Annotated in this window: 23 protein-coding genes; 10 read left to right on the top strand and 13 right to left on the bottom strand. The window is 35.8% G+C overall.

What is annotated here, in order from left to right; all coding sequences use genetic code 11:
* Positions 1–59: 59 nt before the first annotated feature.
* Both ACXACQ_RS08970 and ACXACQ_RS08975 read right to left on the bottom strand, forming a co-directional pair.
* Positions 60–503 carry a MarR family winged helix-turn-helix transcriptional regulator gene (locus ACXACQ_RS08970; RefSeq protein ID WP_474975597.1) on the bottom strand — a complete coding sequence of 148 codons (444 nt, stop codon included), beginning with the start codon at positions 501–503 and terminating at the stop codon, positions 60–62.
* Positions 503–979: a glutathione peroxidase gene (locus tag ACXACQ_RS08975; RefSeq protein WP_474975598.1), complete on the bottom strand. Its 477-nt coding sequence runs from the start codon at positions 977–979 to the stop codon at positions 503–505. The genes ACXACQ_RS08970 and ACXACQ_RS08975 overlap by 1 nt, the downstream gene beginning before the upstream one ends.
* Positions 980–1,206: 227 nt before the next feature.
* Here ACXACQ_RS08975 and ACXACQ_RS08980 point away from each other — a divergent pair, with 227 nt between their 5' ends.
* The 3 genes from ACXACQ_RS08980 to ACXACQ_RS08990 are packed head-to-tail and all read left to right on the top strand — an operon-like array spanning position 1,207 to position 4,981.
* Positions 1,207–1,674, top strand: a complete 468-nt coding sequence (locus tag ACXACQ_RS08980) for a hypothetical protein (protein WP_474975599.1) — start codon at positions 1,207–1,209, stop codon at positions 1,672–1,674.
* Complete coding sequence (locus ACXACQ_RS08985) at positions 1,671–2,669, top strand: hypothetical protein (RefSeq protein ID WP_474975600.1); 999 nt, start codon at positions 1,671–1,673, stop codon at positions 2,667–2,669. Before ACXACQ_RS08980 ends, ACXACQ_RS08985 begins: the two co-directional genes overlap by 4 nt.
* Entirely contained in the window at positions 2,666–4,981 is a 2,316-nt protein-coding gene (locus ACXACQ_RS08990) for a hypothetical protein (RefSeq protein WP_474975601.1), read from the top strand. Before ACXACQ_RS08985 ends, ACXACQ_RS08990 begins: the two co-directional genes overlap by 4 nt.
* Before the next feature lie 46 nt (positions 4,982–5,027).
* On the opposite strand, the gene ACXACQ_RS08995 is transcribed toward ACXACQ_RS08990, so the two are convergent.
* Entirely contained in the window at positions 5,028–5,528 is a 501-nt protein-coding gene (locus tag ACXACQ_RS08995) for a GNAT family N-acetyltransferase (protein ID WP_474975602.1), read from the bottom strand.
* Between the two features lie 178 nt (positions 5,529–5,706).
* Here ACXACQ_RS08995 and ACXACQ_RS09000 point away from each other — a divergent pair, with 178 nt between their 5' ends.
* Together ACXACQ_RS09000 and ACXACQ_RS09005 are read left to right on the top strand one after the other, a co-directional pair.
* Complete coding sequence (locus ACXACQ_RS09000) at positions 5,707–6,099, top strand: hypothetical protein (RefSeq protein WP_474975603.1); 393 nt, start codon at positions 5,707–5,709, stop codon at positions 6,097–6,099.
* Between the two features lie 191 nt (positions 6,100–6,290).
* Positions 6,291–7,841, top strand: coding sequence for a response regulator (locus tag ACXACQ_RS09005; protein ID WP_474975604.1), 1,551 nt, complete (start codon positions 6,291–6,293; stop codon positions 7,839–7,841).
* Here ACXACQ_RS09005 and ACXACQ_RS09010 read toward each other — a convergent pair whose 3' ends face one another.
* From ACXACQ_RS09010 to ACXACQ_RS09035, 6 genes are all read right to left on the bottom strand, one after another.
* A complete protein-coding gene (locus ACXACQ_RS09010; RefSeq protein WP_474975605.1) occupies positions 7,842–8,519 on the bottom strand; it encodes a LytR/AlgR family response regulator transcription factor in 678 nt (225 codons plus the stop codon). It lies immediately after the preceding gene.
* 201 nt (positions 8,520–8,720) lie between these two features.
* Positions 8,721–9,173: a hypothetical protein gene (locus ACXACQ_RS09015; protein WP_474975606.1), complete on the bottom strand. Its 453-nt coding sequence runs from the start codon at positions 9,171–9,173 to the stop codon at positions 8,721–8,723.
* A gap of 18 nt (positions 9,174–9,191) precedes the next feature.
* Positions 9,192–10,121 (bottom strand): transporter family protein, encoded by a 930-nt coding sequence (locus tag ACXACQ_RS09020; protein WP_474975607.1) that lies wholly within the window; start codon positions 10,119–10,121, stop codon positions 9,192–9,194.
* Between the two features lie 11 nt (positions 10,122–10,132).
* A complete protein-coding gene (locus ACXACQ_RS09025; protein WP_474975608.1) occupies positions 10,133–11,173 on the bottom strand; it encodes a cytochrome-c peroxidase in 1,041 nt (346 codons plus the stop codon).
* Positions 11,166–11,963: an MbnP family protein gene (locus tag ACXACQ_RS09030; protein WP_474975609.1), complete on the bottom strand. Its 798-nt coding sequence runs from the start codon at positions 11,961–11,963 to the stop codon at positions 11,166–11,168. Before ACXACQ_RS09030 ends, ACXACQ_RS09025 begins: the two co-directional genes overlap by 8 nt.
* Before the next feature lie 122 nt (positions 11,964–12,085).
* Positions 12,086–12,475 carry a hypothetical protein gene (locus tag ACXACQ_RS09035; RefSeq protein WP_474975610.1) on the bottom strand — a complete coding sequence of 130 codons (390 nt, stop codon included), beginning with the start codon at positions 12,473–12,475 and terminating at the stop codon, positions 12,086–12,088.
* A gap of 9 nt (positions 12,476–12,484) precedes the next feature.
* Here ACXACQ_RS09035 and ACXACQ_RS09040 point away from each other — a divergent pair, with 9 nt between their 5' ends.
* On the top strand, positions 12,485–12,679 hold the full coding sequence (locus ACXACQ_RS09040) for a hypothetical protein (RefSeq protein WP_474975611.1): 195 nt from the start codon (positions 12,485–12,487) through the stop codon (positions 12,677–12,679).
* On the opposite strand, the gene ACXACQ_RS09045 is transcribed toward ACXACQ_RS09040, so the two are convergent.
* The 4 genes from ACXACQ_RS09045 to ACXACQ_RS09060 form a co-directional block, all read right to left on the bottom strand.
* Positions 12,671–13,783, bottom strand: coding sequence for an acyltransferase family protein (locus ACXACQ_RS09045; RefSeq protein ID WP_474975612.1), 1,113 nt, complete (start codon positions 13,781–13,783; stop codon positions 12,671–12,673). The two genes, ACXACQ_RS09040 and ACXACQ_RS09045, sit on opposite strands and share 9 nt — an antisense overlap.
* A 335-nt stretch (positions 13,784–14,118) precedes the next feature.
* Positions 14,119–14,445 (bottom strand): hypothetical protein, encoded by a 327-nt coding sequence (locus tag ACXACQ_RS09050; RefSeq protein ID WP_474975613.1) that lies wholly within the window; start codon positions 14,443–14,445, stop codon positions 14,119–14,121.
* A gap of 197 nt (positions 14,446–14,642) precedes the next feature.
* A complete protein-coding gene (locus tag ACXACQ_RS09055) occupies positions 14,643–15,698 on the bottom strand; it encodes a ligand-binding sensor domain-containing protein (protein ID WP_474975614.1) in 1,056 nt (351 codons plus the stop codon).
* Between the two features lie 13 nt (positions 15,699–15,711).
* On the bottom strand, positions 15,712–16,059 hold the full coding sequence (locus ACXACQ_RS09060; protein ID WP_474975615.1) for a hypothetical protein: 348 nt from the start codon (positions 16,057–16,059) through the stop codon (positions 15,712–15,714).
* A gap of 210 nt (positions 16,060–16,269) precedes the next feature.
* Here ACXACQ_RS09060 and greB point away from each other — a divergent pair, with 210 nt between their 5' ends.
* The 4 genes from greB (at position 16,270) to ACXACQ_RS09080 (ending at position 26,877) form a co-directional block, all read left to right on the top strand.
* The gene (gene greB / locus ACXACQ_RS09065) at positions 16,270–16,752 is read left to right on the top strand and encodes a transcription elongation factor GreB (protein WP_474975616.1); all 483 of its coding nucleotides are present in this window, start codon (positions 16,270–16,272) and stop codon (positions 16,750–16,752) included.
* 361 nt (positions 16,753–17,113) lie between these two features.
* A complete protein-coding gene (locus ACXACQ_RS09070; protein WP_474975617.1) occupies positions 17,114–17,524 on the top strand; it encodes a response regulator in 411 nt (136 codons plus the stop codon).
* Positions 17,525–17,731: 207 nt separating this feature from the next.
* Positions 17,732–25,930 carry an Ig-like domain-containing protein gene (locus ACXACQ_RS09075; protein ID WP_474975618.1) on the top strand — a complete coding sequence of 2,733 codons (8,199 nt, stop codon included), beginning with the start codon at positions 17,732–17,734 and terminating at the stop codon, positions 25,928–25,930.
* A gap of 23 nt (positions 25,931–25,953) precedes the next feature.
* A complete protein-coding gene (locus tag ACXACQ_RS09080) occupies positions 25,954–26,877 on the top strand; it encodes a PorP/SprF family type IX secretion system membrane protein (protein ID WP_474975620.1) in 924 nt (307 codons plus the stop codon).
* Positions 26,878–26,882 lie beyond the last annotated feature (5 nt).

Consider the following 26,882-nt stretch of genomic DNA (forward strand, 5'->3'; position numbering starts at 1 on the left):
TGTTAATATTGAAATGATGATTTTGTAATTAGTAAAAGAGCGGCTTTGGGCCGCTCTTTTTATTCTATAGCATCAGTAATCTGATTTAGAAATTTCCACATAGTGTTTTTCATGGCTACTAACTCTTCATTCGGAATAGAAGATGATTCGGCTAACGATGCAGGTATACATTCTGCTTTATTTTTTAGTGAGTGTCCTGCATCGGTCAATTTTACAATTGATGAACGCACATCGGTGCGTTGTTTTTGTTTTTCAACGAGTTTTTTCTCTACTAATTTGTTAATGAGTGGAGTAATAGTATTTGTATTTAAGAATAACTTACTGCATATATCTGTGATTTTTATCTCATCATTTTCCCATAATACCAGCATTACTAAGTATTGTGTGTAGGTGAGACCTATCTCATCTAACAACGGCTGATATAACCGTATAATTAATCTTGAAGTAGCATAAACAGGAAAACACAGTTGCTCTTCTAGTGCAAGTAAATTTTCGTTACTCATTACTTTAATAACTTTGCAATGTCATCTTCAATCTTCTCTGGCTTTGTGGTGGGCGCATATCTTTTATAGGGTTTTCCTTCAGGGGTTATCAAAAACTTCGTAAAGTTCCACTTTATTTTTTTGCCCAGAGTGCCACCGAGTTCATCTTTTAAATATTTGAAAACAGGGCAAGTATCCTTCCCATTTACATCTACTTTTTTTGTCAAGGGAAAGGTTACTCCATGGTTGAGTTTACACGTTTCTACCATTTCATCATTGCTTAAAGGCTCTTGTCCCATAAACTGATTGCAAGGAAACCCTAAAACCTCAAGACCTTTGTCTTTGTAATCAAGGTAGAGTTTTTCTAAGCCTTCAAATTGAGGAGTGAGTCCGCATTGCGTTGCTGTATTTACTATAAGTACTGCTTTGCCTTTGTAATCAGACATTTGAAGGGTTTCTCCTTGAGGTGTTTCTGCTGTTAAATCGTAAAAGTCCATTTTTATATCTTGTTTAAATGTCGTATGCGATATAAATATAAGAATTAACATTATAAATCTCATGGAAAGCTTGTTTTAAATTCAATATGAAGTTAGTAATACATTGATTCATTAATTAGTATTTAACCAATTCTGTTGATTAAAGTTGAAAATAACTAATATTTAATGTTTTATTTCGCTGTTTTTCAGCTAATTTGGTGCCGTTGGAGTCTATTTATAGAAAGATTATGAAGAAATACTTATTTGTTTTATTCGCATGTGCTATGCTATTAATAGGTTGTGATGAAGAGGAAACTCCACGAGTTGCAGGAACTTACATGGCAGGGCAAATGAACTCTTCAGACTGGTATGGAGACATAGAAATAAACTATATCAAAGATGAAGGTAAGTTAATCTTGCTAGGGGCTACAGATGAAGCAAATCAGGAAACTTTGAGCTTAATCGTTGATTGGTTTTGGGAACCTAAGTTGATGGGTAATTTTAATGGAGAGGGAGTATCTTACTACACCACTATTGGTGGAGATGTGGTAGATAAAGAGTATGTGAGCAATAACTATAGTGTCTATTTGGAGTTTGATGAAACTACTATGATAATGTCAGGGACATTTAGAGCATTGCTAGTGAATAAGAAAGATTCAACGGATAAGATTGAATTTAAGAACAGTGGGGTAAGAGGTAAAGTAATGGTACAGTGAGATACTTTATAATAACTACTGCTCTTTTAATTTGCTTTTCATGCCATAAAAAGACTGAAAAGAGTGTTTCCTTTTACCACTGGAAAGCTAAAGCTGTATACTCAGGGGGAATAGACTCGGTATTGACGGAGACCAAAACCTCGACCATTTATCTACACTATTTTGATGTAGATGATTTGATGGAGCAAAATGATTCTGATGATGGCGTATACCCAGTGTATGTTTTAACAGATGTGGATAGTGGTTACTTAGCTTACAACATAGTGCCAGTGGTTTTTATCGCTAACGATGCCTTAAAACAAGCTGATATAAATACTTTAAATGCGAAAATCCGTAAGCTGGTGAATGACATCAGTATGCATAATTTTGGGAAGGTATTTACTGAATTACAAATTGACTGTGATTGGACTCCTTCAACTCAAGAAAAGTATTTCGCCTTACTATCCTCTTTAAGTGAGTCCTATGACTTAAGTGCTACCATTAGGCTACATCAAATCAAATACAAAGAAAAAACAGGGATTCCTCCTGTGAAACGTGGCGTGCTGATGTTGTATAATATAGGTCGCCTCGATGATGATAGTCACAATTCTATTCTTGAAAGTACTACTGTAAAGAGTTACATTAACGATGAAAGTACCTACCCATTGCCACTAAAGGTGGCGTTGCCACTATTTTCTCAAACCGTACTTAAAAATAATAGTGGAGAAATAAGACTTATTAATAGTATTGATGAAAATGCATTTACTACTAATTCAAGTTATTTTAGAAAAATTAGTGATACTCGCTATGAAGTTTTAAGAGATACCTTATTTCATAGCTTTTACTTAGGCCCGGGGTATCAGGTGAAGCTGGAAAAAGTTACTCCTCCGGAAATAGTAAAATCATACCAAGCCATTGAAGGTAGTAACCTTGATGTGTCAGGTGTGATTTTTTATCATTTAGATGATAACATTTTAAGAAAAATCAACCCTTTAAAAGTGATCAATCAATTATGAAGAAAATTCTTCTTTTGGCATTAATATTTACCTCGTATGTTGGGTACGGTTGTGGTTGGTACCCTACTGATGATCTATATTTCTTTTATAACTTATTCAATCAGGAAAACATAGCAGAACAAGCATATTATCCTTTTTTAAGAGAGGATGCTAATGTGTTTTATCATTCTGATGATCAGAAGCAATACCATGACGGAAATGTTGCGCTATGGGAAAAGATATTAACAGGTTGGTCTAAATCTGATATTCATAATATGCTTTTACCAGAAGATCAATCAGCTTACGATAAAATCTGGGTAGGGAAGTCATCTTCAAAAGAAAAGGATGCAAAAAAATACATGGACTTTGCACGCGAGTGTAGTCAAGTTTTTGAAAGCAGAAAAAGAGCCTCATGGGAGTATAGAGATATATTAAAGGAAAATAGCCCTGATGCATCGTATTTATTGGAAGAGGGGGCTGATTTGTGGAAAAAAGCATCAGATGATCAATTGAAATTGCGCTATTCTTATCAATTGGTTAGGATATTTCATTATACTGGTCAGTATCAGGGAGCTATCGATTTCTATGAAGCCAATGTATCTGGTAAATTCTCTACTAATGAAATGTACTATTATATGTTAGACCAGCTGGCCGGTTGTTATTATTCTTTAGGCAATTACGACAAGGCTGCTTACCTGTATTTACAAGTTTTTAATAATAGTGTCGATAGAAAAACTTCCGCCTATTTGAGCTATAGATTTTGTAATTATAAGGGAGGAGAAGGTCGATCGTTCTTCACTAGCAAGCAAGATGAAGCTGGTTATATCACACTTAAAGGTATCGGAAGCTTTGGTAATGACCTCAGAGTATTAGAGGAGCTGAAAAGAGAAACGCCTAATGAAAATCAGCTTGAATTGATTTTTATGAGATCGGTGAATAATCTTGAGAGGAGTATCTGGCCCACAAGGACTGGAGTTAAAGAAAAGTTATTGCCCATTTTAGAAGACGGACAAGACCAAAAGGCTCAGGCTCTATATGAATTTGCAGTAACGATGACAGAAGATAAGGAGGTTAAAAATGGTGATTTCTGGAAGCTGTCCGTTTCATATTTATCTTTTTGTAAAGGAGATGTTGCTAATGCACAAAAGCAACTTGCAAAACTTAAAGCGCCTCAATATGAAGAACAAATTGATGTTTTGGAACGTGTATACAAAGTTTTTTCATGGAATGAGATAACGCCAGAGCGTGAAGCTTTTCTTGCAACATTTTTGGGTGAAACAATGACTCAGGAAGGTGTGTCGGGCTGGAGTACCATGGAGCCATCTTGGAAGTATTTAATTATGGATCAGGTGGCGCATCTTTATTTTAAGCATAACCAAGTATCTAAGGCATTTCTTGTGCATAATAGAATTGAAAATATTAATCGTTTATCTTCTCTAAAATTGATTGATGATCTGATTCAGTTTGCCAGTAAATCAACAAAAAATAAGTTTGAGCAGATGCTAATGAGGAAAACCGTTCAGGATAATAATGACCCGGTAAATTATCTCAGGTATGCAAAGGGGCTGCACTTTTTAAGACAAGGACAACCTGAAGAAGCTTATAGTTATCTCAAAAATAATACGGCAGGTCATGATTTGGATCAAACAGTTTCTGCAAAAGTTTTCAGTAATAATATTGCTGAGTGTTTTAATTGTACAGATGACATTATGGAGGATTTGGTGTACCAGGCGTCTCCATTTAGCTTTATAGAAGCAAACTTCTCTTTGGCTGACCTAGCTAGTCATTTAATAAAGCTAAAGGATATGTCTCAGAATGATCAAGCTTTATGGAAACGAAAACTAGCTTACTATTTATTGGCTAATTATTATTTCAACGTTTCTAATACCGGCTATTACAGAGGCTTGCTCATAGGTAGGTCAAATTGCTGTAACTATGATTATACTCGATGGAAGTATAGCCATAGGCCAAAAGCTAAAGATGTTATCTTAGAGCAGAAAGGCTACAATTTGTTGGATATTGATGAATATTATGAAGTGTATTACCAATTGGCATCAAAATCTTATGGATACTATAGGGATGTAATTAACCTTTCTCAGGATAAAGAATTGAATGCTCGATGTCTATATATGATGGCCAAATGCGAGTTGAATGAAGCGTATGATAAGTCGGATGCGAGGTATTCATACAGTTATTACAATGGAAGTCTGGATGGGAGTTATCGTAATTACAAAAAGAGTTTTGAGGAACTCAATAATGAGTATAAAAACACTAAATTTTATCAGCAGATAATAGCAGAATGTAGCTATTTCGAAATTTATACTAACCTGTAAAACAATGTTTTAAGGTGAAGGAGAATAGCTTGCTGAAATCAGTAGGCTATTTTTTTAATATAAATTTTTGCTCTGTAATTTCTTTGTTGAAGGTGTCATTTGTTATAACCTCCTCTTCCAGTTCAAAGCCATACTTCATATATAATTTTATGGCGGCAATTTGCTCTGTTGTCGTCCATAAAAATGCTTGAGTATATGTTTTCTCTTCCATGAAGTCAACAAAGTTTTGCATTAGCAGATCAGCTACTCCTAGCCCCCTGTACTCAGGTAAAATTATAAAATACCTAAACTGAAGTAAGTCATTTTTATGGCCTGCCAAAAGAAACCCAACGATATTTTGATTATGCTCGCATATCCATACTCTATCTTTTTCTGTTTCATAAGTATCTAAAAATTCATACATACCTTTCAGTACATATTTTTCAAAGTTAAGGCCGTAGTTACATTCTTTGGCATATACTTTACCATGTAAGTGAGCGATGTATCCAAGGTCACCAGGTTTGAGGTGTGTTCTTATGGAGATGTTAGCCAATGTTGTTTTTGTCATATCTCTGCTAAAATATTAATAATCAAATGGTTTGATTGCTTAATCGATTATCTTTTTATATTCAATTTTTAGGGTGTCATTCATCGGCAATTGCGTGTTAATCATCCAATAAAATAGATTTGACCAAAGTCTTTTTTAATATTCAAGAAAAATTAACGCCAATTAAAATAATGATGTTATGACCAGTGATGTAATAACTTACGTGTTCTTTGGTGCTATTCTTATTGGAGCTTCCACGTATGCTTCTATAAAAATGTATGGTAAAATACTGAGTAGCAAAAAGCATAAACTGGCTATTATTATGGTAGTGTTTCAGGTAATATTAATATTGGGACTTTATATAAGCAAAGGTGGCGGAGAACAAGTAGTGCTTACATTTTCAAAATTAATGAAGGAGATGAACACTGTTTTAAGAAAGGGAACCGGCTGGGAGCAGCAAAATAAAGATGTGGTCTTTTTAGTGTATGCGCATACCAAGGGTCTTGAAGGTATGGAATTTTGTTCGGAGCGGTTGGTTTGTTTTGTGGATTTAAAATTGAAAAATAATTCATCTGAAATAATTAACCATTGATCGGAAAGATTACTCCATTCGATTTAAATGAAATACTTTTGACTAGGTATAACCAGATATATAAGCATGATACTCTTTAAAGATATCCGATGAGTATATGGAGGCGATAAAATAAATGCATATCAAGTACAATGACGACTATAATTAACAATTGATCTGATGTCTTTTAAATTTCTACAGTATAACGAAGTATGAATAAAAAGGAAAAAGAGAGGCTGAAAGTACTCCACTCTTATCAAATTTTAGATACAGGAGTAGATGCTGTTTTAGACAGTATTACATCTTTGGCTTCTTATATATGTGAAGTACCTATAACCTTAATATCGTTGCTTGATGAAAAACGTCAATGGTTCAAATCTAAAGTAGGTTTAAAAGTATCAGAAACAAGTAGAGATGTAGCTTTTTGTAATTATGCAGTTAGAGATAAGGAGTTTTTGCAAGTAAAAGATGCTCTTGCTGATGAGCGTTTTAGTTCAAATCCATTAGTTACAGGTGATCCAAATATCAGGTTCTATGCTGGGTATCCTTTATTAACTCCGGAGGGATATGCATTAGGAACACTTTGTGTGATAGATAGGAAGCCAAAAGAGTTAAATGAGCTACAAAAAGAGGCATTGTTGAAATTGTCAAAACTGGTAATGTCCTATTTAGATAAAAATAAGCAACAGCAAGACTTGCTTGAAGCCTTAAATGCAAAAAATAATTTACTGAGTTTAATGAGCCATGAAATAAGAACACCTCTTAATGATATCATGGGGGTGTCAAATCTTTTGAATGATTCTCAAGCCTCGTGGGTGGATAAAAAAGATCTTACTTTATTAAAGAACTCGTCTGACAGTTTGTTTAATATCGTAAACGAACTTTTAGATAGTGGAGATATGTATAGTGGGTTAGTGAAAGAAAGAAGAATATTGTTCAACCTCAAGTCATTAATGAGCGAACTTATTAATGAATTAAAAACGATGGAATACACGTTGAAGGTTAATTTTGACTTGGCTATTCCTGATTTTTTAATGGGAGATCCGTTGAGGTTAAAACAACTGCTAAGGCTAGTGCTGAAACGGTTTGTTACCGATGGTGAGCCTAAGTTTAATATAGATATAGAGCTTTGTGATGACGATGAAAGTGAAGTGGTAATTCATTTTAGTGTAGGAAGATTTGACAGAGGTCCTAGGGCCGAGGATTACGATAAAAATAGTTTTAATGTATCTTTTGTAGATCAGATAGTTAAAGTGCTAGATGCAAAGCTAGAAATGAGTGATAATGAAGCTTGCATAGCTGTAACATTTGATAAGTTACAGAAGCAGGAAGCTCCTGAGCCTGTACAACCCATGCAAGAAAATAGTTTGCAAGGAGTGAGATTATTACTTGTAGAAGATATAGAAACAAACAGGTATATAGCAGGTAAGTTTTTAAAAATGTGGGGCATTAATTATCATGAAGCTCATGATGGTTTTGAGGCTATCGAAATGGCGAATAAAAACACATATGATGTAGTGTTAATGGATTTGCAAATGCCTGGAATGAATGGTTATGAAGCAACTCAAGAAATTAAAACTATGCACGGTGGGAAATTCAAAGATTTACCAATTATAGCACTAACAGCTTCTATTTCGGTTATGGCAGAGGATAAAGCTGAAAGCCTTGGGCTGCAAGGTTATATTTCTAAACCATTCAACCCAAAAGAACTTAATGCAGCTATAAAACGAGCATTGAATAGAATGCCCTTTTATGTAAAATAATTAAAGTGTTTTAATACGTTTTAGAATATCATCTTTTTGAGACCTGCTTACTGGTATCGATTTATTGTTTATTCTAATCATATTACCTTCTAACTCCTCTATTTTATCTATTCTAACAATATACGACCTGTGAATTTGAGCAAATTCATGTGAAGGGAGTTTGTTGAGGATGTTTTTTAAAGGACTCAAAATCATTCTATACTTATCTCCCGTGTATATTTTTACGTAGTCGCCATATGCTTCTACATATGATATTTCGCTTAAATTAATTTTGATAAGTTTCGAATCTTCTTTTACAAAGAAGTAGTCATATTTAAGGTCTAGATTTTTTTTAGCCTTATTAAGAGCTGATAAAAAACGGCTATAAGTAATTTTTGGTTTTAATATGTAGTCAGTTACTTCAAACTCGAAAGCATCTAAGGCATATTGCTGTTTACTACTTATTAAAATTACCTGAGGTTGATAGGGTAGTACTTTTAATAATTCTAAGCCTGTCATTTCGGGCATTTCCACATCTAAAAATACAATATCAATTGCATGGGAGGTTAAAAAATTAGAACCCTCAATGGCATTATTAAATGTTTTAACTAATGTCAGCCCTTCTGTTTTTTCAATAAACTCTTTAAGAATGGTTTGAAAAACACTGTCATCATCTATTATTATGCAAGGTATATCCATCGTGGCACGAAGTATTAAATATCTATTTTAATATATATATTAATTAGAATTCGGGGTTAAAACAACCCTTATATATAAAATTACAAATAAAAAAATAGAGCGCCACTAAATTGAGTACGCTTTTGCTAGGCTGGATGCGGGGTGTGTTTTCAATGTAAAAGGCATGGTTATCAGTAGAATACCATGCCTTTTATATTAAACTTATTTTTTGATAATTATTTGCGCTTGCTTTATAGCATTTTTCATTTTTAAATCTATTGCTTGCATTTCATCTTTTTTGCTTTTCAGATACTGTATTTTCTTAGTGTCATTTACGGTATCATAGGGCTGGCTAGTGCCATTTGCATTGAGTGAAATTTCTAAAGAGTGCATCCAATCCATCATAGCTTTATCAGCATCTTCTAATTGCGTGATTGTAGAAGTGATGTTATTATTTTTAATAGATTCAGTGCTGTCTTTTTTTTCTTTAAGCTGGTTTTTTAATGTCATAATTGTTTGCATGCGGCTCATAGCAGAGTCATGCACAACAATTAAATCTTCTCTTAACTGATCTATTTCACTTAATTCTTGCTGTTCTGTTTTGTTATTACAGCTACTGAAAATAAATGGAATTGTTAATGTGAAAATGTATAAGTAGCTCGCTAGTTTTTTCATAAGTTTTCGGATAGTAGTCTAAAAGTTAAAGGTAAAATTAAGGCTTACCCTTTCATTAGCATTAATGTTAGCAATATCATCACTATTCATTTGTTGAGAAATGGGATCCTTATAATTTATTCCTAACGAAAAATTTTGATAATAGATGTCTAATCCCAAATTTCCATACAAAGCATTGCCTCCGGTATTTACTTGAATAATATTTCCATCTTCATGCTTTGCTGCATGTTCATAATATAAGCCTATTTTTGGAAGTATGGCTATATTATCTGACGAAAACCAATAGAATAAATTACTTGAGAAATTGAGTTGATTCCCAAAAAGGTAATCATTATTGTTACGGGTGTTGAGTTTATAACCGGCTTCATTATTAAGGCCTATTTTGTTATATCGAATGGTATAAGCAGTATTAAATAAAAAGTCTACACTTCCGGTGCCTAGCTGGAAATTGGGGTTGATAAGCAAGCCTTCATCTTTTTGTGTGTGCTTACCAGTTGGGAGTTTTATGCCTCCGCCCAGCATCCAAGTATGTTTAAGTTTTTTACTTTCATCATCACCTGTGTTTATGAGTTTGTAGCTTCCTATCAGGGAAATATCGCCCATGCCACTTGCTTTTACCTTTTGAATATTGCCATTCATATCATTAAATGAATAAGGTACAAATGCGTAAAGTTGAATTTTTTCAGAAAGGTTATATCGTCCCCAAAGCTCTAATTTATTATATGTATCGTTAGAGTATTCATTCTCAAGGTAGTCACTGTGATGATTCATGGTGCTAGAGAAATGGGCTCGTGAATACCTTAGTCCAATGAAATTTTTATTGAACATAGGTAAAATTCCGAGAAAATTACCACCAAGGGAGCAGCCACACACATCACATGCCATCGCATTTGATGTGAAGAGTAAACTGAGAATGGATATATAAATGGTTATTTTTATCTTTTTCATGTTGTTGGTGATTAGTTAGGGTCAAAGAATCGTGAATCTCTTGTAAATTCTCTGTCTGTCAGTGTTTTCAGAAATGCTATGATGTCACTTTTTTCATTATCAGAGAGAGCGAAGCCTAAGCGGGTTTCACCTTTTAGGGCAGGGTCTAAGGTCGCACTGTTTTTAACACCAGTATCATAATGATCAAGTACCGCATTGAGTGTTTTAAAGCGACCATCGTGCATATAAGGAGCCGTTAATTCAAGATTTCTTAAGGTAGGTACTTTAAACTTCCCCAAGTCTTCTTCATTTTCTGTGATCTTCATTCTGCCTATATCTTCAAATGCACTATCCAAACCATTGTTTCTGAAGCTGAAATCGGTAAATAGGTCAGAAGCGTGACAAGTACTACATTTTTGTTTTACAATCTCCATTCCTCTCATTTCCTGATCAGAAAGTTGATATCCTTCGTTTCTTACGTATTTGTCATAGGGTGATGATGCCGATACAATAGATGACGTGAATTGTGCTAAGGCATGTAAAACTTGCTGTGTGTCAATGCTGTCTTTACCAAATACATTTTTGAATTTGTCTGTATACTTAGGCATGTTGTTAAGTTTATGCAGAATGTTAGGCACGGTTTCATCCATTTCTAATTCATTTTCGAAGGCGTTTAAAGGAACAAAATCCAAGTGAGTAACACCTCCATCCCAAAAGAAAAATGGCTGAAATGCCATATTGAATATAGGAGGTGCATTTCTAATGCCTTTGCGGTCTTTCACTCCCACACTTAGGGTGTGCACAGGGTCTGCAAATCCAATGTAAGGCTGGTGGCACGAACCACAAGAGATGGTGCTGTCTTGAGAAATTTTATTTTCATAAAACAACATTCGTCCAAGCTCGAAACCTTCTTTTGTTATAGGGTTGTTTTGAAATGAATAAACCGGTGCGGGAAAGTTAGATGGTACTTCAATAGACCAATCTTCCGCACTGTTAACGTCCTCATCAGAACAACCTATAACAAAAAGTATGGCTGTAATAAACCATACTTTTATGTAATTATGCTTACTCATGAATATGATCAAGTACAAATGCGTTTACATAATTTTCTGCTATTTCAGTAGATGCAGCAGGAGAGTGACGAGATGCATTACTTGAAAAATCTATAGTATTTGGAGATTCAAATAACTTGGTAACATCAAAAATGAAATGTAATTGAGGGCGCCCAGATTTACTTAAAGTGAAGTCACGGGTGAAAGAAACCGCTTTTATGTTATCTGCTAAATTGGCATCTTCAGGATCACTTTTATATCCGCCAACATGGTAATTTAAAATGTGGTCATCTTCTGTAGATACAGGAGATACTCCCTCAAATTTTAAAAAGATATAACCACTATTCCAACTCCAAAACATTTGATTAGTAGCATCTAATGCTCCAGTTTGTGCTCCTTCTTTCACTCTGTCTGCGTCTACTCCAATGGTGAAAGTGATTCCGGTGTAATTGCCTTCTGGTACATTTTCTAGCAATACTTCTTGAGATGTTTTGACTGCTTCGTCTACCAAGTAGTAACCTACGCTGCCATCTTCGCTCATCGGTAATTCATACGTGGTGCCATCTTCTTTTGAGAGGATAACGTTGCTGATATAATACTTTAGCATAGTGACATTAAAAGACTGCCCATTAGAGTTTGTGTAGGGATAATCTTCTGTGTTTAGGTTAAGGTTAGTGCTTCCTACTCTATTGTCAAATTCTAAAATAAAAGATCCTCCTTCAGTAGCGGGGCTGCTGTCATTGTCATCATCACTGCATGCAGAGAATAATAAAGAGAATAGTGCTAATATTATATATAAATTAGTTTTCATTGGTTGTTTTCAATTATTAATAAATAAGGTATTGTATGTAATATGATATTACATTTCACAAAATGAAGCAGTACATATACTATGTGTTAGTATTGGCTCTGCGTATAGAATAATATGAAAACTTACAGCTGTGGGGGAATGAAAAAATCAGAGACGAATGATTGCGAAAATAGAGTTTGTTTCGCGGGGTTTAATATTTTCTTAAAATGGCTCCAGATACTATGACTTACTTTTTCTGAATAAATAATGTCAAACACAGGAATGTCTACATTAGTTGTAATGTTAGGCTTTGCCGGTTTATCATGATCTGTTTCAGCCAGTCTTTTTAATTCTTTGCGAAGTACACATTGTCCATAACATACGGTAATGGTTTTATTCCTGTTTTTACAGAGGTTTTGGGCAATGTAATCTTGCTGAATTTTAAAGCTAATATAAACTATAGGAGCTTTAAAGGCTTGGGAAGCCAATAATAGTACTAATAGTAAAACTCCTATTTGTTGATTAAACTTCATTTATATTGCTTGATACAGCAAAATTATACCTACCTGATTATAGAATCAAAGAAAGTGAGTGATTTTTTGTCAATTTATTTCTCTTTTGCTAATGAAGATCATTTAAAAGTTAATAAAAGAGGTAGAGTAAATGCTTCATTCTTTCTTGAAAGGTATGAGGAAAATAAGCCTGATTTGCTTAATCTGACTTATTTACTATTTTAATTTCTTTTTAAGCCATGCTCTTACCGGTTCATCGTATAGTTTTAAACTGCCGTAAGCCAATATAATAGCTCCTACAAAAACTAACAATGCAGTTGGGAGAGCTTCTAATAGGGTAATTCCTTTATTATTGCGAACCCAAGCAACATAGAAATAGACCAAGGCATAATGTGTCATATATAGAGGATAGGAAAGATCACCTAAAAACTGGCAAAAAGCCTTGGTGCTTTTATTGTTAACACTGCCACTAGCGCCTAAATATACTATTGCTGGGAAGATTACGATGATACAAAATGCCTCATAAAGGCCATTCATCCACGGGTGATCATCATTCCCTATTCTTGGCATAAATAGAACTGCTGCCAATAAAAGGCTACACCATAAAAACGCATTTTTAACGTAAGTGATTTTTACAGTTCGTGACAATAATAGGCCTGTAAAAAATGGAAATAGCGTTCTGGTGATCCCTATACGCATATGTGTAGCATTAAGAGTCCAGCCTCCGGCAATATCTCCGTTAGGGCTAGTAACGGCTAAGTGTATAAGTAAGCCTGCTGATAACAACACAAAGACTGTTAATGCTTTGTTAGATAGTTTTCTCAATCCTAAGGCATAGAGAATGTTGGCGATATATTCGAAAAACAATGACCATCCTACGCTGTTGAGTGGATGCATTTCTTCCCACCCACGGATGTCCATTGATAAAGGTAATGGGATTAGGGTATAACCAATGAGCATAACCACTATAAGTTTCCACGCAGGTACTGTGTGAATCATGGGCCAAATGGAAGAATCAGTGAAATAGAAGCCAATGGCTCCTAATGTCATTCCTAATATTACTAAAGGTTGTAAACGCTCTAACCTGCGCCTAAGAAAGCCTCCAATAGTCAATTTTCCCCACCTGTCATCATAGGCGTAGCCTATTACAAAACCAGACAGAAGAAAGAAAAAATCAACAGCCAAGTATCCATGGTTAACAATATTTTCGAAATGATTGCTGGCTAATGGCTCAGAAAGGTGGAAAAACACTACAATGATGGCGGCTATTCCTCTAAGCCCATCTAGTATTTGATAATGTGGCTTAGTGCTGAGCTTATTGTTATTCATGAGGATGAGTTTTGGTGATTAGTATCATTGTTATTTGATAAGTGGCATGGCTCTATGAACGGTCAACAGTAGTAGTAAAAAATAATAATGTTCATTTATAAAGCGGGCATTGTAAAATTAAAGCAATGAACGTAACGGCTGCTTACTCACTAAGTTAAGTAAAATAAGATGATTTGATATATTTAAATCGATTTAGTTGTGCGATTGACCAAAGGTGGGTTGTTGTTTTGGGATTAAGATAAGTGAGCTGCTAAATGAACCTGCTAAAGCAGTTTTTAGAGTTTATTGCATGGGGGTACGGGTGCATGTTGGGCGAGGATAACGAGGTTTATAAATCAATCAGCAATGACAACAGGTATTTTTAGTGTATTGTATAGCTTGTTTACATCTGATTGAACCTCATCCCAGTCAGCACTTCTTACTATTTCTAAGGTTTTGTTGTCGTATTTAATTTCGGCTATATATTCATAGTAATCTATATAAGAATCTCTATTTCTGGTATTAGCCGAATATTTTACTCTCTCTTTGTTGATGGTAATCTCCTGCAAATTGTCAAATTCTATTTTCAAAGATTTGGTCGGAATTCCTGAAAAAATGAATTCATCTCTGATGATTTTTTTATTGAGATTGATGGTGAAATTGTACTTTGTAGTAAACGTCATCGCGGTAAATAGAATGCAGAATAGCGGCAGCCAGTAATTGGAGTAAATTAAAACGCAATAAAGGGTGAGAATTATCGAAACGAAAACCATTGCATTCCCTTTGGGAAATAATATGTAGTAATGTTTACTTTCATGAATTATTGGTTAAGGTTAGTGTAATGATTCATTAAATCTATACAATCTCGATATTTTCAATCTTAATAGCTTGGCAATGTTGATTGAAAGTAAGTGGTGGTTTGTGGCTTTGCAATTTGATTATTGTCATAAAGATGTACGCCATCCAAACCTCCGAACCAAAGGTTACCATTTTTAGATCTTAAGATCCCAAAAATCATATCCTTATATGGTGAGTTAATTTCGTGACCTTTTGGAAATGGGCTTTTTAAGTCCTTTTTGTCATAATAGGAAATCAACCATTCTGATTTATTACTTTTTTTAGCGCTAGTCCATATGTTACCATCACTATCCTGATGGATATATAGAGTGAAATTATTTGAAATTTTATTAAAAGAGGTGCCATCATGACGCCATAACCCATCCTCGCCTCCGAGCCATATATGGCCATTCTTGTCTTTGATCATGGATCTGACATTGGTAAAGGGCTTACCCATATGCATGAATATGGTAAATGCTTTTCCATCATAAATATATGCGCTACCTCTTGTTCCTATCCAGTATTTGCCATTGTTATCTTTTATTATAGTATTAATTTCAGTGTTGGATAAGCCTTCAGCTGCAGTGAAATTTTGAAAAGACTTGCCGTTGTATATACTTAAGCCTCCTGCAGTGCCAAACCATATGTCTTTATTGTCATCTTCAAAAATCTCTAAAACGAGATTGTTGACCAGTCCATCAGCTGTAGTGAAGTGTTGAAAGGTATTGCCATTATAATAATAAACCCCTAAACCTTCTCCTGCGGTGCCAAACCAGAAGTTATCTTTGCTGTCCTGCAAAATGGAAAAGAATCGTGTATTGCTTATTTCACTAGTAATATGGGTGAATGAGGAGCCATCATATTTGAAAATTCCTTCGAAGGAAGCTATCCAAATATCACCCTTTTTATCTTCTATAATATTTCGAGAAATAAAATGAGGGCCTTCAGAAAAGGTGGAGTCCTTGATTTTTTGAATGATTACTTCCTTAGATACGTTTTTTTTAGTCGGCTTTTCGCAAGAGGTAATTAATGATAATACTAGTAGTAATGTCTTAAGGTGCAGTTGTTTAGGCATGTTGATGAAAGAAGAATTAGACATGGTTTACATAAGCTTATTCAGGAATGAGGAATAATAATTTCAATAATCCATAAATAAACAAGCAGACCCCTATAAAAGGCAATATTATACCCCACCATTTCATGCTGATGAAGAAAAGGGAATTTTCTAAATCTAGATAAATTTTTTTCCCTGAATCAGTTATAATATAATCTTTAGCAGTCAATTTAGTCCAAGTACCAGTTCCTATTAATATGAGAGCTCCAAAGATCTCTATGTTGAGGTTGTTTTTAAATTCGAAATAACTAGTTAATAGTGCATTTAATATTCCTAAAAAGAAGGTTACAACTATAAAGTAAATAATTATTAGAATTCCCTTTCCTTTAAAAATGAGTGTCATCATACTCCTTTAAATTTTCCCTTAAATATGGTTTTATTTTCTTAAAATATAATTTATTGATTGATTTAATTCTTGTGTATTTTGAGAATTCGAGCCGCTAAACAGTGTGCTGAGCTAAAAATATGCTATTTGTGGCGATAAATTAATCTAACCTATTGGATAATTGAATGAATTTCATTTCTCTTGTACCCCCATTGACAAGCTATATAAATTATGAAGAGATCGCAGATGATTACTCCTGAGGGATTAGAAAAGTTGAAGGCCGAACTAGATCACTTATGGCGAGTAGAGCGGCCTGAAACTACTAAGAAAGTTTCGTGGGCAGCGAGCCTTGGTGATCGTTCAGAAAATGCGGATTATCATTATAATAAAAAGCGACTGCGCGAGATAGATAGTCGTATTTTATACCTACGCAGGTGTATCGATGATTTTAAAGTAATAAAATATGATCCCTACCAAGAGGGAAAGGTGATGTTTGGTGCATGGGTAGAAATTGAAAATACTAAAGGTATGAAAAAGCGGCTCCGTATAGTGGGGTACGAAGAGCTGATAGGTGCTAAAGATTATATTTCTATGGATTCGCCAATGGCGCAGGCCCTGCTCAATAAACAAGTGGGTGATGAAGCGATAGTAAAAACTGCAGCAAGTGAATTTGTATGGCGTATTAATAAGATCGAATATCACACAAAAGACTAATTAATTAGATTATTAGTTAATCAGATCTTTCATTCTCGTGCACTATAAATGCTAAGTCTGGGGAGGGAATAGCTTTAGCTTGTTGTCTTTTAAGTCATGATTATAGCGTCTGCCTCAGCTTAAATATATTGGTAATTAGTAAGTTGACTTCTTCTGTATAGAATCTATTCCGTCCAATGGAATATTCATTAATTCTTACTTTGTAAGTTCTTTGAATCTATTCAAATTTTTTTTATGCGTTTCAGTTTAGCAAAACGGTTTACCTGATTCTTCCTTCATTAATACAGTGTAAGTTTTGTGCTTTTTTATTCGTTTTGGTAGTGTGTTTGATTCTTTCTTGGCGTAACTAACGGATATACCCATGACGTATTTAATTTCAGATAAGATTTTCACCAAAGTGCTGCTCATCGGTTTGGATCCACTTTGGGTTAAGGGAATGCATAATTACCTCAACCAAATTTGTTTTAACCCTCGTTTAATGGTGGCAAGTAGTTTGAATTATGTGTATGATAAAATTGCACTCAGCAGTAGGCTGTATGAGTATTCTCCAAATGTAATTTTTATTGATAATGGAATTTTGAACGCCCCTAATTTAGATGTCATTAAGTTATTACGTAAAGATTACTCATGCTGTGAGTTGCCCATTTATTTATTCTCTGAGAATGATGAAAATTTCAGCGCAGAAGCGGGGATAAATGGGTTTATCTATAAAAGCGCTAACCATGATTTGACTAAGGCTAAATTTAAATTATTAACAGATTGTGATGGCTGAATTTCTATGTTGTTTCATGTAAATAAGTCTTAATATGTGAATAAGTAATTTTTCAAAGGATTCATATTTTTTCATAATTAAAATTGTACAATTTTATTATTTTATAGGTTAAAATCAGTTCATCGGATTTTGATTGCAGTTAGTCGAGGAAATTCATCTCATTAATTTTGTCCATTTATATTCAGGGCATAACTAAATGAATATCCTATGCAACACTTTTATCTAGTCCACAAGCGGATCTTTTTTTTAGTGCTATTTTTAATATCAGCACTGTCCGCGCAGGCTCAGTTTGATACTGATTATTGGATGCCACCAGTCTGGGAACCTCGTAATGGAGGAGGAGATTCGGGGCCAACAGAATTGCTCATAACCACGGCATACCCTGTAGCACACTATACTATAAACTTACCAAACGGAGTTTTGGTGGCTTCAGGTACAGTGTCTCCGGGTAGTCCATCCACGGTGCCACTTAGTACTGTGTTAGGGATGACGCATGAAAATAACATTGCGGAAGACAATAAAGGGTTATTAATTAATTCTGATTATCCAATTCAGGCCGTTTATAGAAACACTTCCAACAACAATCAATGTATTGCCACATTAAAGGGAAGCTTTGCTCTGGGAAATGAGTTCAGGGTTGGTTCTCAAACTCGCATAACTCAAGATAGTTATGGAGAAGATGATGTGCATTTTATTTCTGTAATGGCTACAGAGGATAATACCACAATAACCATTACAGCACCTAATCAAATAGCGGGGGTAGGAAATCCGCATACCTTTACGCTTCAAAAAAATGAAACATACCTGGTTAAGAATAATGCGGGAGCAGGAGCCGGGGCAGATAATGTTACTAATAACCTGGCGGGTTCAGCTGTAGTGTCAGATAAACCTATAGCGGTTATGGCTGGGTCACAACATACCCGTATGAATTTTGGAGCTGCCAATGCAGATGCTGGTATAGATCAAATTGTGCCTATAAAATCTGATATTTTTGATGTTATAGGCTCTGAATATATTGTAGTGAGGGGTAGTTCAACTCAAGGTAGTGACTATGCACTAGTAATACCTACGGAAAATAACACTTCTATTGCTGTTGATGGAGCCAATGTCGGTACGTATAACGCGGGAGATATATTTGAGTATGAATTAACAGGTAATCTTGGAGACCCTCATTATATCACTACAAGTAAAAATGCGTATGTGTACCACATTTCTGGTTTGTTTCAGGAAGAGGTAGGAATGTCTGCTATTCCTTCTATCAACTGTACAGGGAGTAATTATCTGGAGTTTACCAGATTTAGCAATAATCAAAATATCATTCATATAATGATCAGTAATGGTGCATTGTCATCATTAACTATAAATGGTCTGCCATATACAAGTTATGATAATACACCTTCAGTAGTGCCAGGTGGAGCAGGATGGTCTACCATTAGTTTTAATTATCCTGACACAGAACCTTCTAACGTAGTGGTTCAAGCAGATGATTATTTTCATTTAGGAGTTATTGTAGGAGAAAATGGAAGAGGTACTTATGGGTTTTTATCAGGTTTTCCTGCAAAAATTGATGTTTTAGACCCTGTTGTAGGGTTGCCTACAACTATCTATGAAGTTGGTACATTGATGCAAGGTCAGCAATTAGATCATTGTTTGGATTTGCTTAGTTGTAGCGATATCTATAATATCACTTCAATAGATGATTCGCCCAATACAGGGGATGCGTACCCTATTGATAACCCAGGGCAGGCGTTAGACACTTGTATCGCTTACATTGCCAGTAATACACATCTGGGAAATGATACAATAATTGTTAATGTGGTGAATAATGTAGGAACTCCCGGACGAGTGAGATTGATTTACCATGTTGACGGATACCCTGACCCTCAAGATGATACTTTCACATTTAATGAAGACAATACATTAAACGGTAATGTTTTTACAAATGATAATAACCTTGAAGCTGGTGAGGTGGCTACCGTTGTTAGTGGAGTAGACCATGGTACGCTTAATTTAAATCCGGATGGCACCTTTACGTATGTTCCGGATGAAGATTTTTTTGGGAGTGACAGCTTTACGTATCAAGTTTGTGATGATGTGGAACCCTCCCAATGTTTTCAAGGAACAGTTTCTATTACGGTAAATCCGGTTAACGACCCAGCTCCTGTAGCAGTAGATGATAATGTAAATGTTAATGAGGACGCCAGCCTGACTGGGATTGATGTAATAGGTAATGACGTAGATAATGAAAGTTTAGGACTTACTATCAACACTACGCCAGTTACAGACGTAACATCTGGTACATTAGTTATTAATGCTAATGGCACTTTTGATTACACCCCTGATGAGGATTTTGTAGGATCTGATTCATTCGTTTATCAGGTTTGCGATAATGCTACACCTTCGGAGTGTGACAATGCCACGGTAACCATTACGGTTGACCCTACTAATGATGTGCCAATCGCGTTCAATGATACTTTGTCAGTAGATGAAGATGTGGAGTTGGCTGGCAATGTTTTAGGTAATGATGATAACCCTGACCCTGATCCTGTATCATTAGTGACGGACGCAAGCAATGGAACATTGTCAATTAATCCTGATGGAGGTTTTACATACACTTCTGATAATGGATTCAACGGTACTGATAGTTTTGTTTACCAAATTTGTGATACAGAAGCAGGTGGAGCATGTAGTCAAGCTACTGTTTTTATAGATGTTACTCCAGTAGATGATCCTGCTCCTCAGGGAGTGAATGACGTGGCCAGTGTTTTAGAAGATGGTACCTTATCCGGATCCTCAGTTTTAGCTAATGACATTGATAATGAGAACTTAGGATTAACTATTAATACAACGCCTGTAGTAGATGTCCAACACGGTACATTAACTATTAACCCTGATGGTACTTATACATATACACCAGATGCAGATTATGTAGGAAGTGATAGCTTCACTTATCAAGTATGTGACAATGGAACTCCTTCTGAGTGTGGTCAAGCTACAGTTTCAATAGATGTAGTAAATAGTAATGATGTGCCTATTGCATCAAATGATGCGGTAAATATTAATGAGAATCAGCTCCTCACGGGTGATGTTACAGTCAATGACTATAACCCTGATTTGGATCCGGTTACGTTGGTTACAGATGTTACAAATGGTAGCCTTACTTTAAATTCAGATGGTACTTATAGTTACGAGCCTAATTTTGGATTTAATGGTACTGATAGTTTTGAATACCAAATCTGTGATCAAGTGGCACCATTTACATGTGATCAAGCAGTAGTTACTATCACTGTAAATGATGTGGATGACCCAGCTCCGGTGGCTAATGATGATAATTATACCGTAAGTGAAGATGCTACTTTAATGGCTGCCTCTGTTCTTCAGAATGATGTAGATAATGAAGGGAATGGTCTATATGTAAATGTAACTCCTATTGAAAATGTGTCAAACGGTGTACTTACCTTAAACTCAGATGGAACTTATACTTACAAGCCTTTTCCAAATTATGTAGGTACGGACAGCTTTATCTACCAAGTTTGCGATAATGGGACTCCTTCAGAATGTAGCGAAGCGGTGGTTAATATTGATGTAACTGCTGAGAATGATGTGCCAGTAGCCGCTAATGATGTAGCAAGTATTGATGAAGGTCACGTAGCATATGGAGATGTTAGTGTTAATGATAGTAATCCAGATAATGATCCCATCAGTTTAGTTACAGATGTAACCAACGGTACTTTAGTGCTCAATGCTGATGGCACTTATACTTATGAGCCAGATAGTGCATTTTCTGGTACAGATCAATTTACCTATCAAATATGCGATAGCGAAGCTCCTTTTAGCTGCGATGAGGCCATAGTAGAAATTACAGTTAATAAAATTAACAAAAAGCCTTTGGCTCATGGAGATATTGAAAATATAGATGTTAATACTACATTACATGCCTCAGTAATTACCAACGATTATATTCCTGATGCTGAAGTACCAAGTCTGGTATCTAGTGTGTCACAAGGTAGTTTAATATGGAATGGAGATGGCACATACACTTATACCCCTGATCAGGATTTTGAAGGAGTAGTAAGTTTTATATACGAAATATGTGATGATGCACAAGTAAATGCTTGTAGTCAGGCTACTGTATATATCAATGTTAGTAACGATAATGAAATTCCATATACAGAAAATGATTATGCTACAATAGAAGAAGATGGAACATTATTAGGAAATGTATCATCTAACGATAATTACCCTGATGGTGAGATGGTGAGTCTGGTTTCGGGGCCTCAACATGGAGTGCTTACACTCAATGCAGATGGTAATTACACATACATACCTGACGCTAACTACTCAGGATCCGATTCTTTTATATATCAAGTTTGTGATGATGTTAATCCTGATGTTTGTGTCAATAGCTCAGTTAGCATTACAGTTAATCCTGCTAATGATGTACCTGTGGCTAATGATGATGCTATATCTGTTACTGAAGATGTGTTAGCATATGGAGATGTTACTATTAATGATAATGCTCCTGATAATGAGGATGTAACTTTGGTTACAGATGTGGCAAATGGTACACTTACTTTAAATGCGGATGGTACGTTCAGTTACATTAGTGATCAGGATTATTTTGGTTCTGATAGCTTTACCTATGAGATATGTGATGATGAGGCTCCTTTTGCCTGTAGCCAAGCCACAGTTAATATCTCTATAGGCAATGGTAATGATATACCTATGGCTTATAACGATAATGAAAACGTAGCTGTAGATCAGGTGTTTACTGCAAATGTGGGTGATAATGATGTTTACCCTGATGGAGAGGATTTTACTCTTGTTAGTGGTGTTACCAACGGTGTACTTACTTTTAATTTAGATGGATCTTATACATACACACCAAACAATGGATATGTGGGCTCAGATAGTTTTGTGTATGAGATATGTGATGATATAAATACAAATGAGTGTAGTCAGGCAACTGTTCTGTTAAGCATAGGAAACGGAAATCAGTTGCCTGCTGCACAAAATGATGTAGCGTACACAGTTGAGGATAATGCTGTTTCAGGCACTGTTACGGGAAATGACAACCTTCCAGATTCAGAATTGGTGAGTTTAGTAACTGATGTGGCTCACGGCACATTGCTACTCAATAGTGATGGTACATATACATATACACCGGATCTTAATTTTAATGGTACAGATAGCTTTGTGTATGAAGTTTGTGATGATGCTCAACCTACGGCTTGTAGCCAGGCTTACGTGTCTATCAATGTAGCGGCAGCTAATGACCTTCCGGTGGCTCATGATGATGTTGAGAATATCGATATTGATGAAATCTTAAATAGTAGTGTGGCTACTAATGACATTACGCCTGATGGGGAAGAGTTCTCGTTGGTGTCTGATGTATTGAATGGTACGCTTGTATTTAATGAGGACGGAACCTATGTGTATACTCCTTTCAGCGGCTTCTCTGGTGTGGATAACTTCTCTTATGAAGTTTGTGATGATCAAGCTCCATACGCATGTAGCCAAGGCGATGTTTATATACAAGTAGGTGGAGACAATATGCTGCCATACACTGAAGATGATGAAGAAAGTGTCTTGGAAGATAATGTATTGAATGCTTCGGTGGCTACTAATGATTCTTATCCTGATTCAGAAATTGTACAGTTAGTTGAAGATGTAATGCATGGTCAGCTAGTGTTGAATCCTGACGGCTCATACACTTATACTCCTGATGAAGGGTTTAACGGAATGGATTCATTTACTTATGAGGTGTGTGATGATGTAGAGACAGGTATATGTAATCAAAGTACTGTTACAATAACTGTACAAGCTGATAATGATGAGCCTATAGCTGTAGATGATGAGATTACCTTGGATGAAGATAGTATGGCTAAAGGTAATGTTACTGATAATGATGATATACAGGATGGAGAGATAATTACTCTTTTGACAGATGTATCACATGGTGAATTGGTGTTGAATAGTGATGGATCATATACTTATACACCTGATCTTAATTATAATGGGCCAGATGAATTTGTTTACGAAGTGTGTGATAACGTAGCTCCTTTTAATTGTACTCAAGGTACTGCTACTATAACTGTTAATAGTGTTAATGATGTTCCTCAGGCTAATGATGACACTGAAAATATAGCCCAGGATGCCACACTTAACAGTTCCGTAGCTGATAACGATGTGTACCCAGATGGAGAAAGTTTCTCGCTTCTAGATGATGTTGCTAATGGAGTGCTCACATTTAATGCTGATGGAAGCTACAGCTATGTGCCTAATAACGGTTTTAATGGTATCGATAGCTTTACGTATGAAATCTGTGATGACGAGGATGCATCTAATTGTAGTCAGGCAATAGTAAATATTGGAATAGGATCCGCAAATGCACTTCCGTCAGCCGAAGGTGATTATGAAGAGGTAAATGAAGATGCCGTTTTAACAGCTACTGTAGCTGGTAACGATACATACCCTGATAACGAAGTGGTAAGTATAGTAACTAACGTTCAGCATGGGGTGCTATCATTTAACCCTGACGGCTCTTATACCTATACACCAAACCCAGATTATTTTGGAAATGATTCCTTTACCTATCAGGTGTGTGATAATGTGGAGGCAGGTGTATGTAGTGAAGCCACTGTAAATATTTTGGTGAGGTCTATTAACGATGTTCCTGTACCTTATAATGATGAATATACGCTAGCTGAAGATGATGTTCTTAACGCTGATGTTAGCCTTAATGATGAAATTTCTGATGGTGAATCTATCAGTCTTGTAGATCAGCCTGAATTCGGAGACCTGCAATTAAACGCTGATGGTACTTTCACATATACTCCAGATCTTAATTTCAATGGTGAAGATAATTTTGTGTATGAAATATGTGATGATGTAGAGTCAGACGTATGTACAAGGGCAGTAGTCATACTGGATGTAACTCCTGTAAATGATTTGCCTGTAGCTACAGACGATTCATTTAGTATCACAGCAAATAATTCTTTGTCGGCTTCTGTAATTACCAACGATGTAGTGCCAGAGGGCGAAGCAGTTACATTGCTCGCAGCAACAGGTCCAGATAATGGAACCTTGACCTTGAATGGAGATGGAACATTCGTTTATACGCCTAATTTAGGTTTCTCTGGGCAAGATTCTTTCCAATATCAAATCTGTGATGATGAGGAGATTGCCAGTTGTACTATGGCTACTGTAACTATAGATGTAGCTGAAGGTAATCCAATTCCTGTAGCGCATGACGATTCCGTATCGGTGGTTCAAGGTGCTTCTGTAACTGCTAATGTAGCAGATAATGATTCCTATGAAGATGGTGAGGTTACTACCTTAGTTACAGATGTAGAGCACGGGGTACTTACATTATCTCCTAATGGTGATTTTGAGTATACTCCTGAGTCAACATTCTATGGAAATGATGCCTTTGTTTATCAAATCTGTGATGATGAACAGAAAGTGTGTGAAACAGCAACAGTTTTCATAGAAGTGACCCCAATAGATTCGGATATGGATGGAGTGGCTGATATAGATGACCTAGATTCAGATAATGATGGTATTCCTGATGCTGAAGAAATAGGAGCCAATATTAATGATCCTGTTGATACTGATGGAGATGGTATTCCTGATTACCTTGATTTAGACTCTGATAATGATGGTGTTTTTGACTTGGTAGAGGGAGGTTACGCAAGTGCCGATATCAATGGAGATGGAATGATAGGAGATGGTCAATACCCAGATACAGATGCAGACGGATTAGCCGATGTAGCTGATGGAGATTGTACTGCGGATGTGTGTGATGGTATAGTAGGTGTACCGTTTGACGCTAGCGATAGAGACTCTGATAATGATGGAACTCCTGATTATCAAGATGTGGATGACGATGGTGATGGTGTGTTTACAAAAGATGAAGATCTTGATAAAGATGGGGATCCTTTGAATGATGATTCTGATGGAGATGGCATACCTAATTATCTTGATGTAGATGATGATGGAGATGGCATTAGTAGTGCAGATGAGGATGCGGATAACGATGGCGACCCATCAAATGATGATTGTGACGGAGATGGCATCGCGGATTATTTAGACGCAGATCCTTGTGATACTACTGTAAGTCCTAACCCAGGATTCTCGCCTAACGGAGACTCTAAATACGACTATTGGATAGTAGAAAACATAGAGATGTACCCTGATAATGAGGTTAAAATATTTAATAGATGGGGAAATCTTGTTTGGGAGACAAGTTCATATGACAACGGATCTAATTCTTGGAGCGGGCTTACTAATAAGGGGCTGTTATTGAAGGAGAATTCCGAATTGCCAGATGGTACTTACTTCTATGTAATAGACTTGAAGGATGGTAACGAGCCATTGAGTGGGTACATGGTATTGAAAAGATAGTCTCATCATCAAAAACATTAATTATGAAAATCTTTAATTTGAAATATATTTTATCAGTTCTGTTGATTAGCATAGGAGGATACTCCTATGCCCAACAACAGGTTATGTATACACAGTATATGTTTAATGGGTTGGCTATCAACCCTGCATATGCAGGTAGCCAAGAGTCTCTAAGTCTTACAGCTTTAGCTCGAGAGCAATGGGTAGGCCTCGATGGGGCGCCAAGCACTCAAACCTTTTCAGCTCATAGTCCATTGCAAAATGAAAGGGTAGCTCTTGGATTATTGGCGGTTAATGATAAGATTGGAATTACCAGCCAGTTTGGAGTGTATGGAATTTATGCCTATAGATTACCAATGCCTAATGGAGGTAAATTGTCTATGGCAGTGCAAGGTGGCATAAATACTTATAATGCCAATTTTAGTGACCTTGGGCTGGCAGATGATCCTACCTTTAGTAGTGGTGATATTTCTGAAACTTCTCCGAATTTTGGAGCCGGAATATATTATTATACTAGTAGGTTTTATGCCGGTGTATCCGTGCCTCAGTTGGTTGAGAACGAGGTGGATAAGGATAATGCAGATTCTGATTCACGTCAAGATCGTCATTATTTTATTAATGCAGGTTATGTTTTTGACCTTAGTCCTTCTTTGAAGTTTAAGCCTAATTTTCTGGCTAAATATGTGACAGGAGCTCCGGCAGAGTTCGATATAAATGCTAATTTCCTGATCAATGAATTAGTTTGGTTGGGGGTGTCTTATCGTAGCTTCGATTCTTTTGATGCCTTGTTTCAAATTAAATTCAATGAAAGTTTGGCTTTAGGGTATGCCTATGATTTTGCCACAACTACAGAATTAAGAAGGGTAAATTCTGGGTCTCACGAAATTATGATTAGCTACAGGTTTGCTGGTAAAAAGACCAAAGTTTTAACACCAAGATATTTTTAATGGAG

The sequence above is a fragment of the Fulvivirga sp. AWR4_260 genome (assembly GCF_056158185.1).

Excerpts from the sequence above, each read along its gene's own strand:
- ACXACQ_RS09010 (WP_474975605.1), bottom strand. The coding sequence starts at position 8,519 with ATGGATATACCTTGCATAATAATAGATGATGACAGTGTTTTTCAAACC.
- ACXACQ_RS09020 (WP_474975607.1), bottom strand. The coding sequence starts at position 10,121 with ATGAAAAAGATAAAAATAACCATTTATATATCCATTCTCAGTTTACTC.
- ACXACQ_RS09000 (WP_474975603.1), top strand. The coding sequence starts at position 5,707 with ATGACCAGTGATGTAATAACTTACGTGTTCTTTGGTGCTATTCTTATT.
- ACXACQ_RS09080 (WP_474975620.1), top strand. The coding sequence starts at position 25,954 with ATGAAAATCTTTAATTTGAAATATATTTTATCAGTTCTGTTGATTAGC.
- ACXACQ_RS09055 (WP_474975614.1), bottom strand. The coding sequence starts at position 15,698 with ATGTCTAATTCTTCTTTCATCAACATGCCTAAACAACTGCACCTTAAG.
- ACXACQ_RS09050 (WP_474975613.1), bottom strand. The coding sequence starts at position 14,445 with ATGACGTTTACTACAAAGTACAATTTCACCATCAATCTCAATAAAAAA.
- greB (WP_474975616.1), top strand. The coding sequence starts at position 16,270 with ATGAAGAGATCGCAGATGATTACTCCTGAGGGATTAGAAAAGTTGAAG.
- ACXACQ_RS08970 (WP_474975597.1), bottom strand. The coding sequence starts at position 503 with ATGAGTAACGAAAATTTACTTGCACTAGAAGAGCAACTGTGTTTTCCT.
- ACXACQ_RS08995 (WP_474975602.1), bottom strand. The coding sequence starts at position 5,528 with ATGACAAAAACAACATTGGCTAACATCTCCATAAGAACACACCTCAAA.
- ACXACQ_RS09035 (WP_474975610.1), bottom strand. The coding sequence starts at position 12,475 with ATGAAGTTTAATCAACAAATAGGAGTTTTACTATTAGTACTATTATTG.
- ACXACQ_RS09060 (WP_474975615.1), bottom strand. The coding sequence starts at position 16,059 with ATGATGACACTCATTTTTAAAGGAAAGGGAATTCTAATAATTATTTAC.
- ACXACQ_RS09025 (WP_474975608.1), bottom strand. The coding sequence starts at position 11,173 with ATGAGTAAGCATAATTACATAAAAGTATGGTTTATTACAGCCATACTT.
- ACXACQ_RS08975 (WP_474975598.1), bottom strand. The coding sequence starts at position 979 with ATGGACTTTTACGATTTAACAGCAGAAACACCTCAAGGAGAAACCCTT.
- ACXACQ_RS09045 (WP_474975612.1), bottom strand. The coding sequence starts at position 13,783 with ATGAATAACAATAAGCTCAGCACTAAGCCACATTATCAAATACTAGAT.
- ACXACQ_RS09005 (WP_474975604.1), top strand. The coding sequence starts at position 6,291 with ATGAATAAAAAGGAAAAAGAGAGGCTGAAAGTACTCCACTCTTATCAA.
- ACXACQ_RS09075 (WP_474975618.1), top strand. The coding sequence starts at position 17,732 with ATGCAACACTTTTATCTAGTCCACAAGCGGATCTTTTTTTTAGTGCTA.
- ACXACQ_RS08990 (WP_474975601.1), top strand. The coding sequence starts at position 2,666 with ATGAAGAAAATTCTTCTTTTGGCATTAATATTTACCTCGTATGTTGGG.
- ACXACQ_RS09070 (WP_474975617.1), top strand. The coding sequence starts at position 17,114 with ATGACGTATTTAATTTCAGATAAGATTTTCACCAAAGTGCTGCTCATC.
- ACXACQ_RS09030 (WP_474975609.1), bottom strand. The coding sequence starts at position 11,963 with ATGAAAACTAATTTATATATAATATTAGCACTATTCTCTTTATTATTC.
- ACXACQ_RS09015 (WP_474975606.1), bottom strand. The coding sequence starts at position 9,173 with ATGAAAAAACTAGCGAGCTACTTATACATTTTCACATTAACAATTCCA.
- ACXACQ_RS08980 (WP_474975599.1), top strand. The coding sequence starts at position 1,207 with ATGAAGAAATACTTATTTGTTTTATTCGCATGTGCTATGCTATTAATA.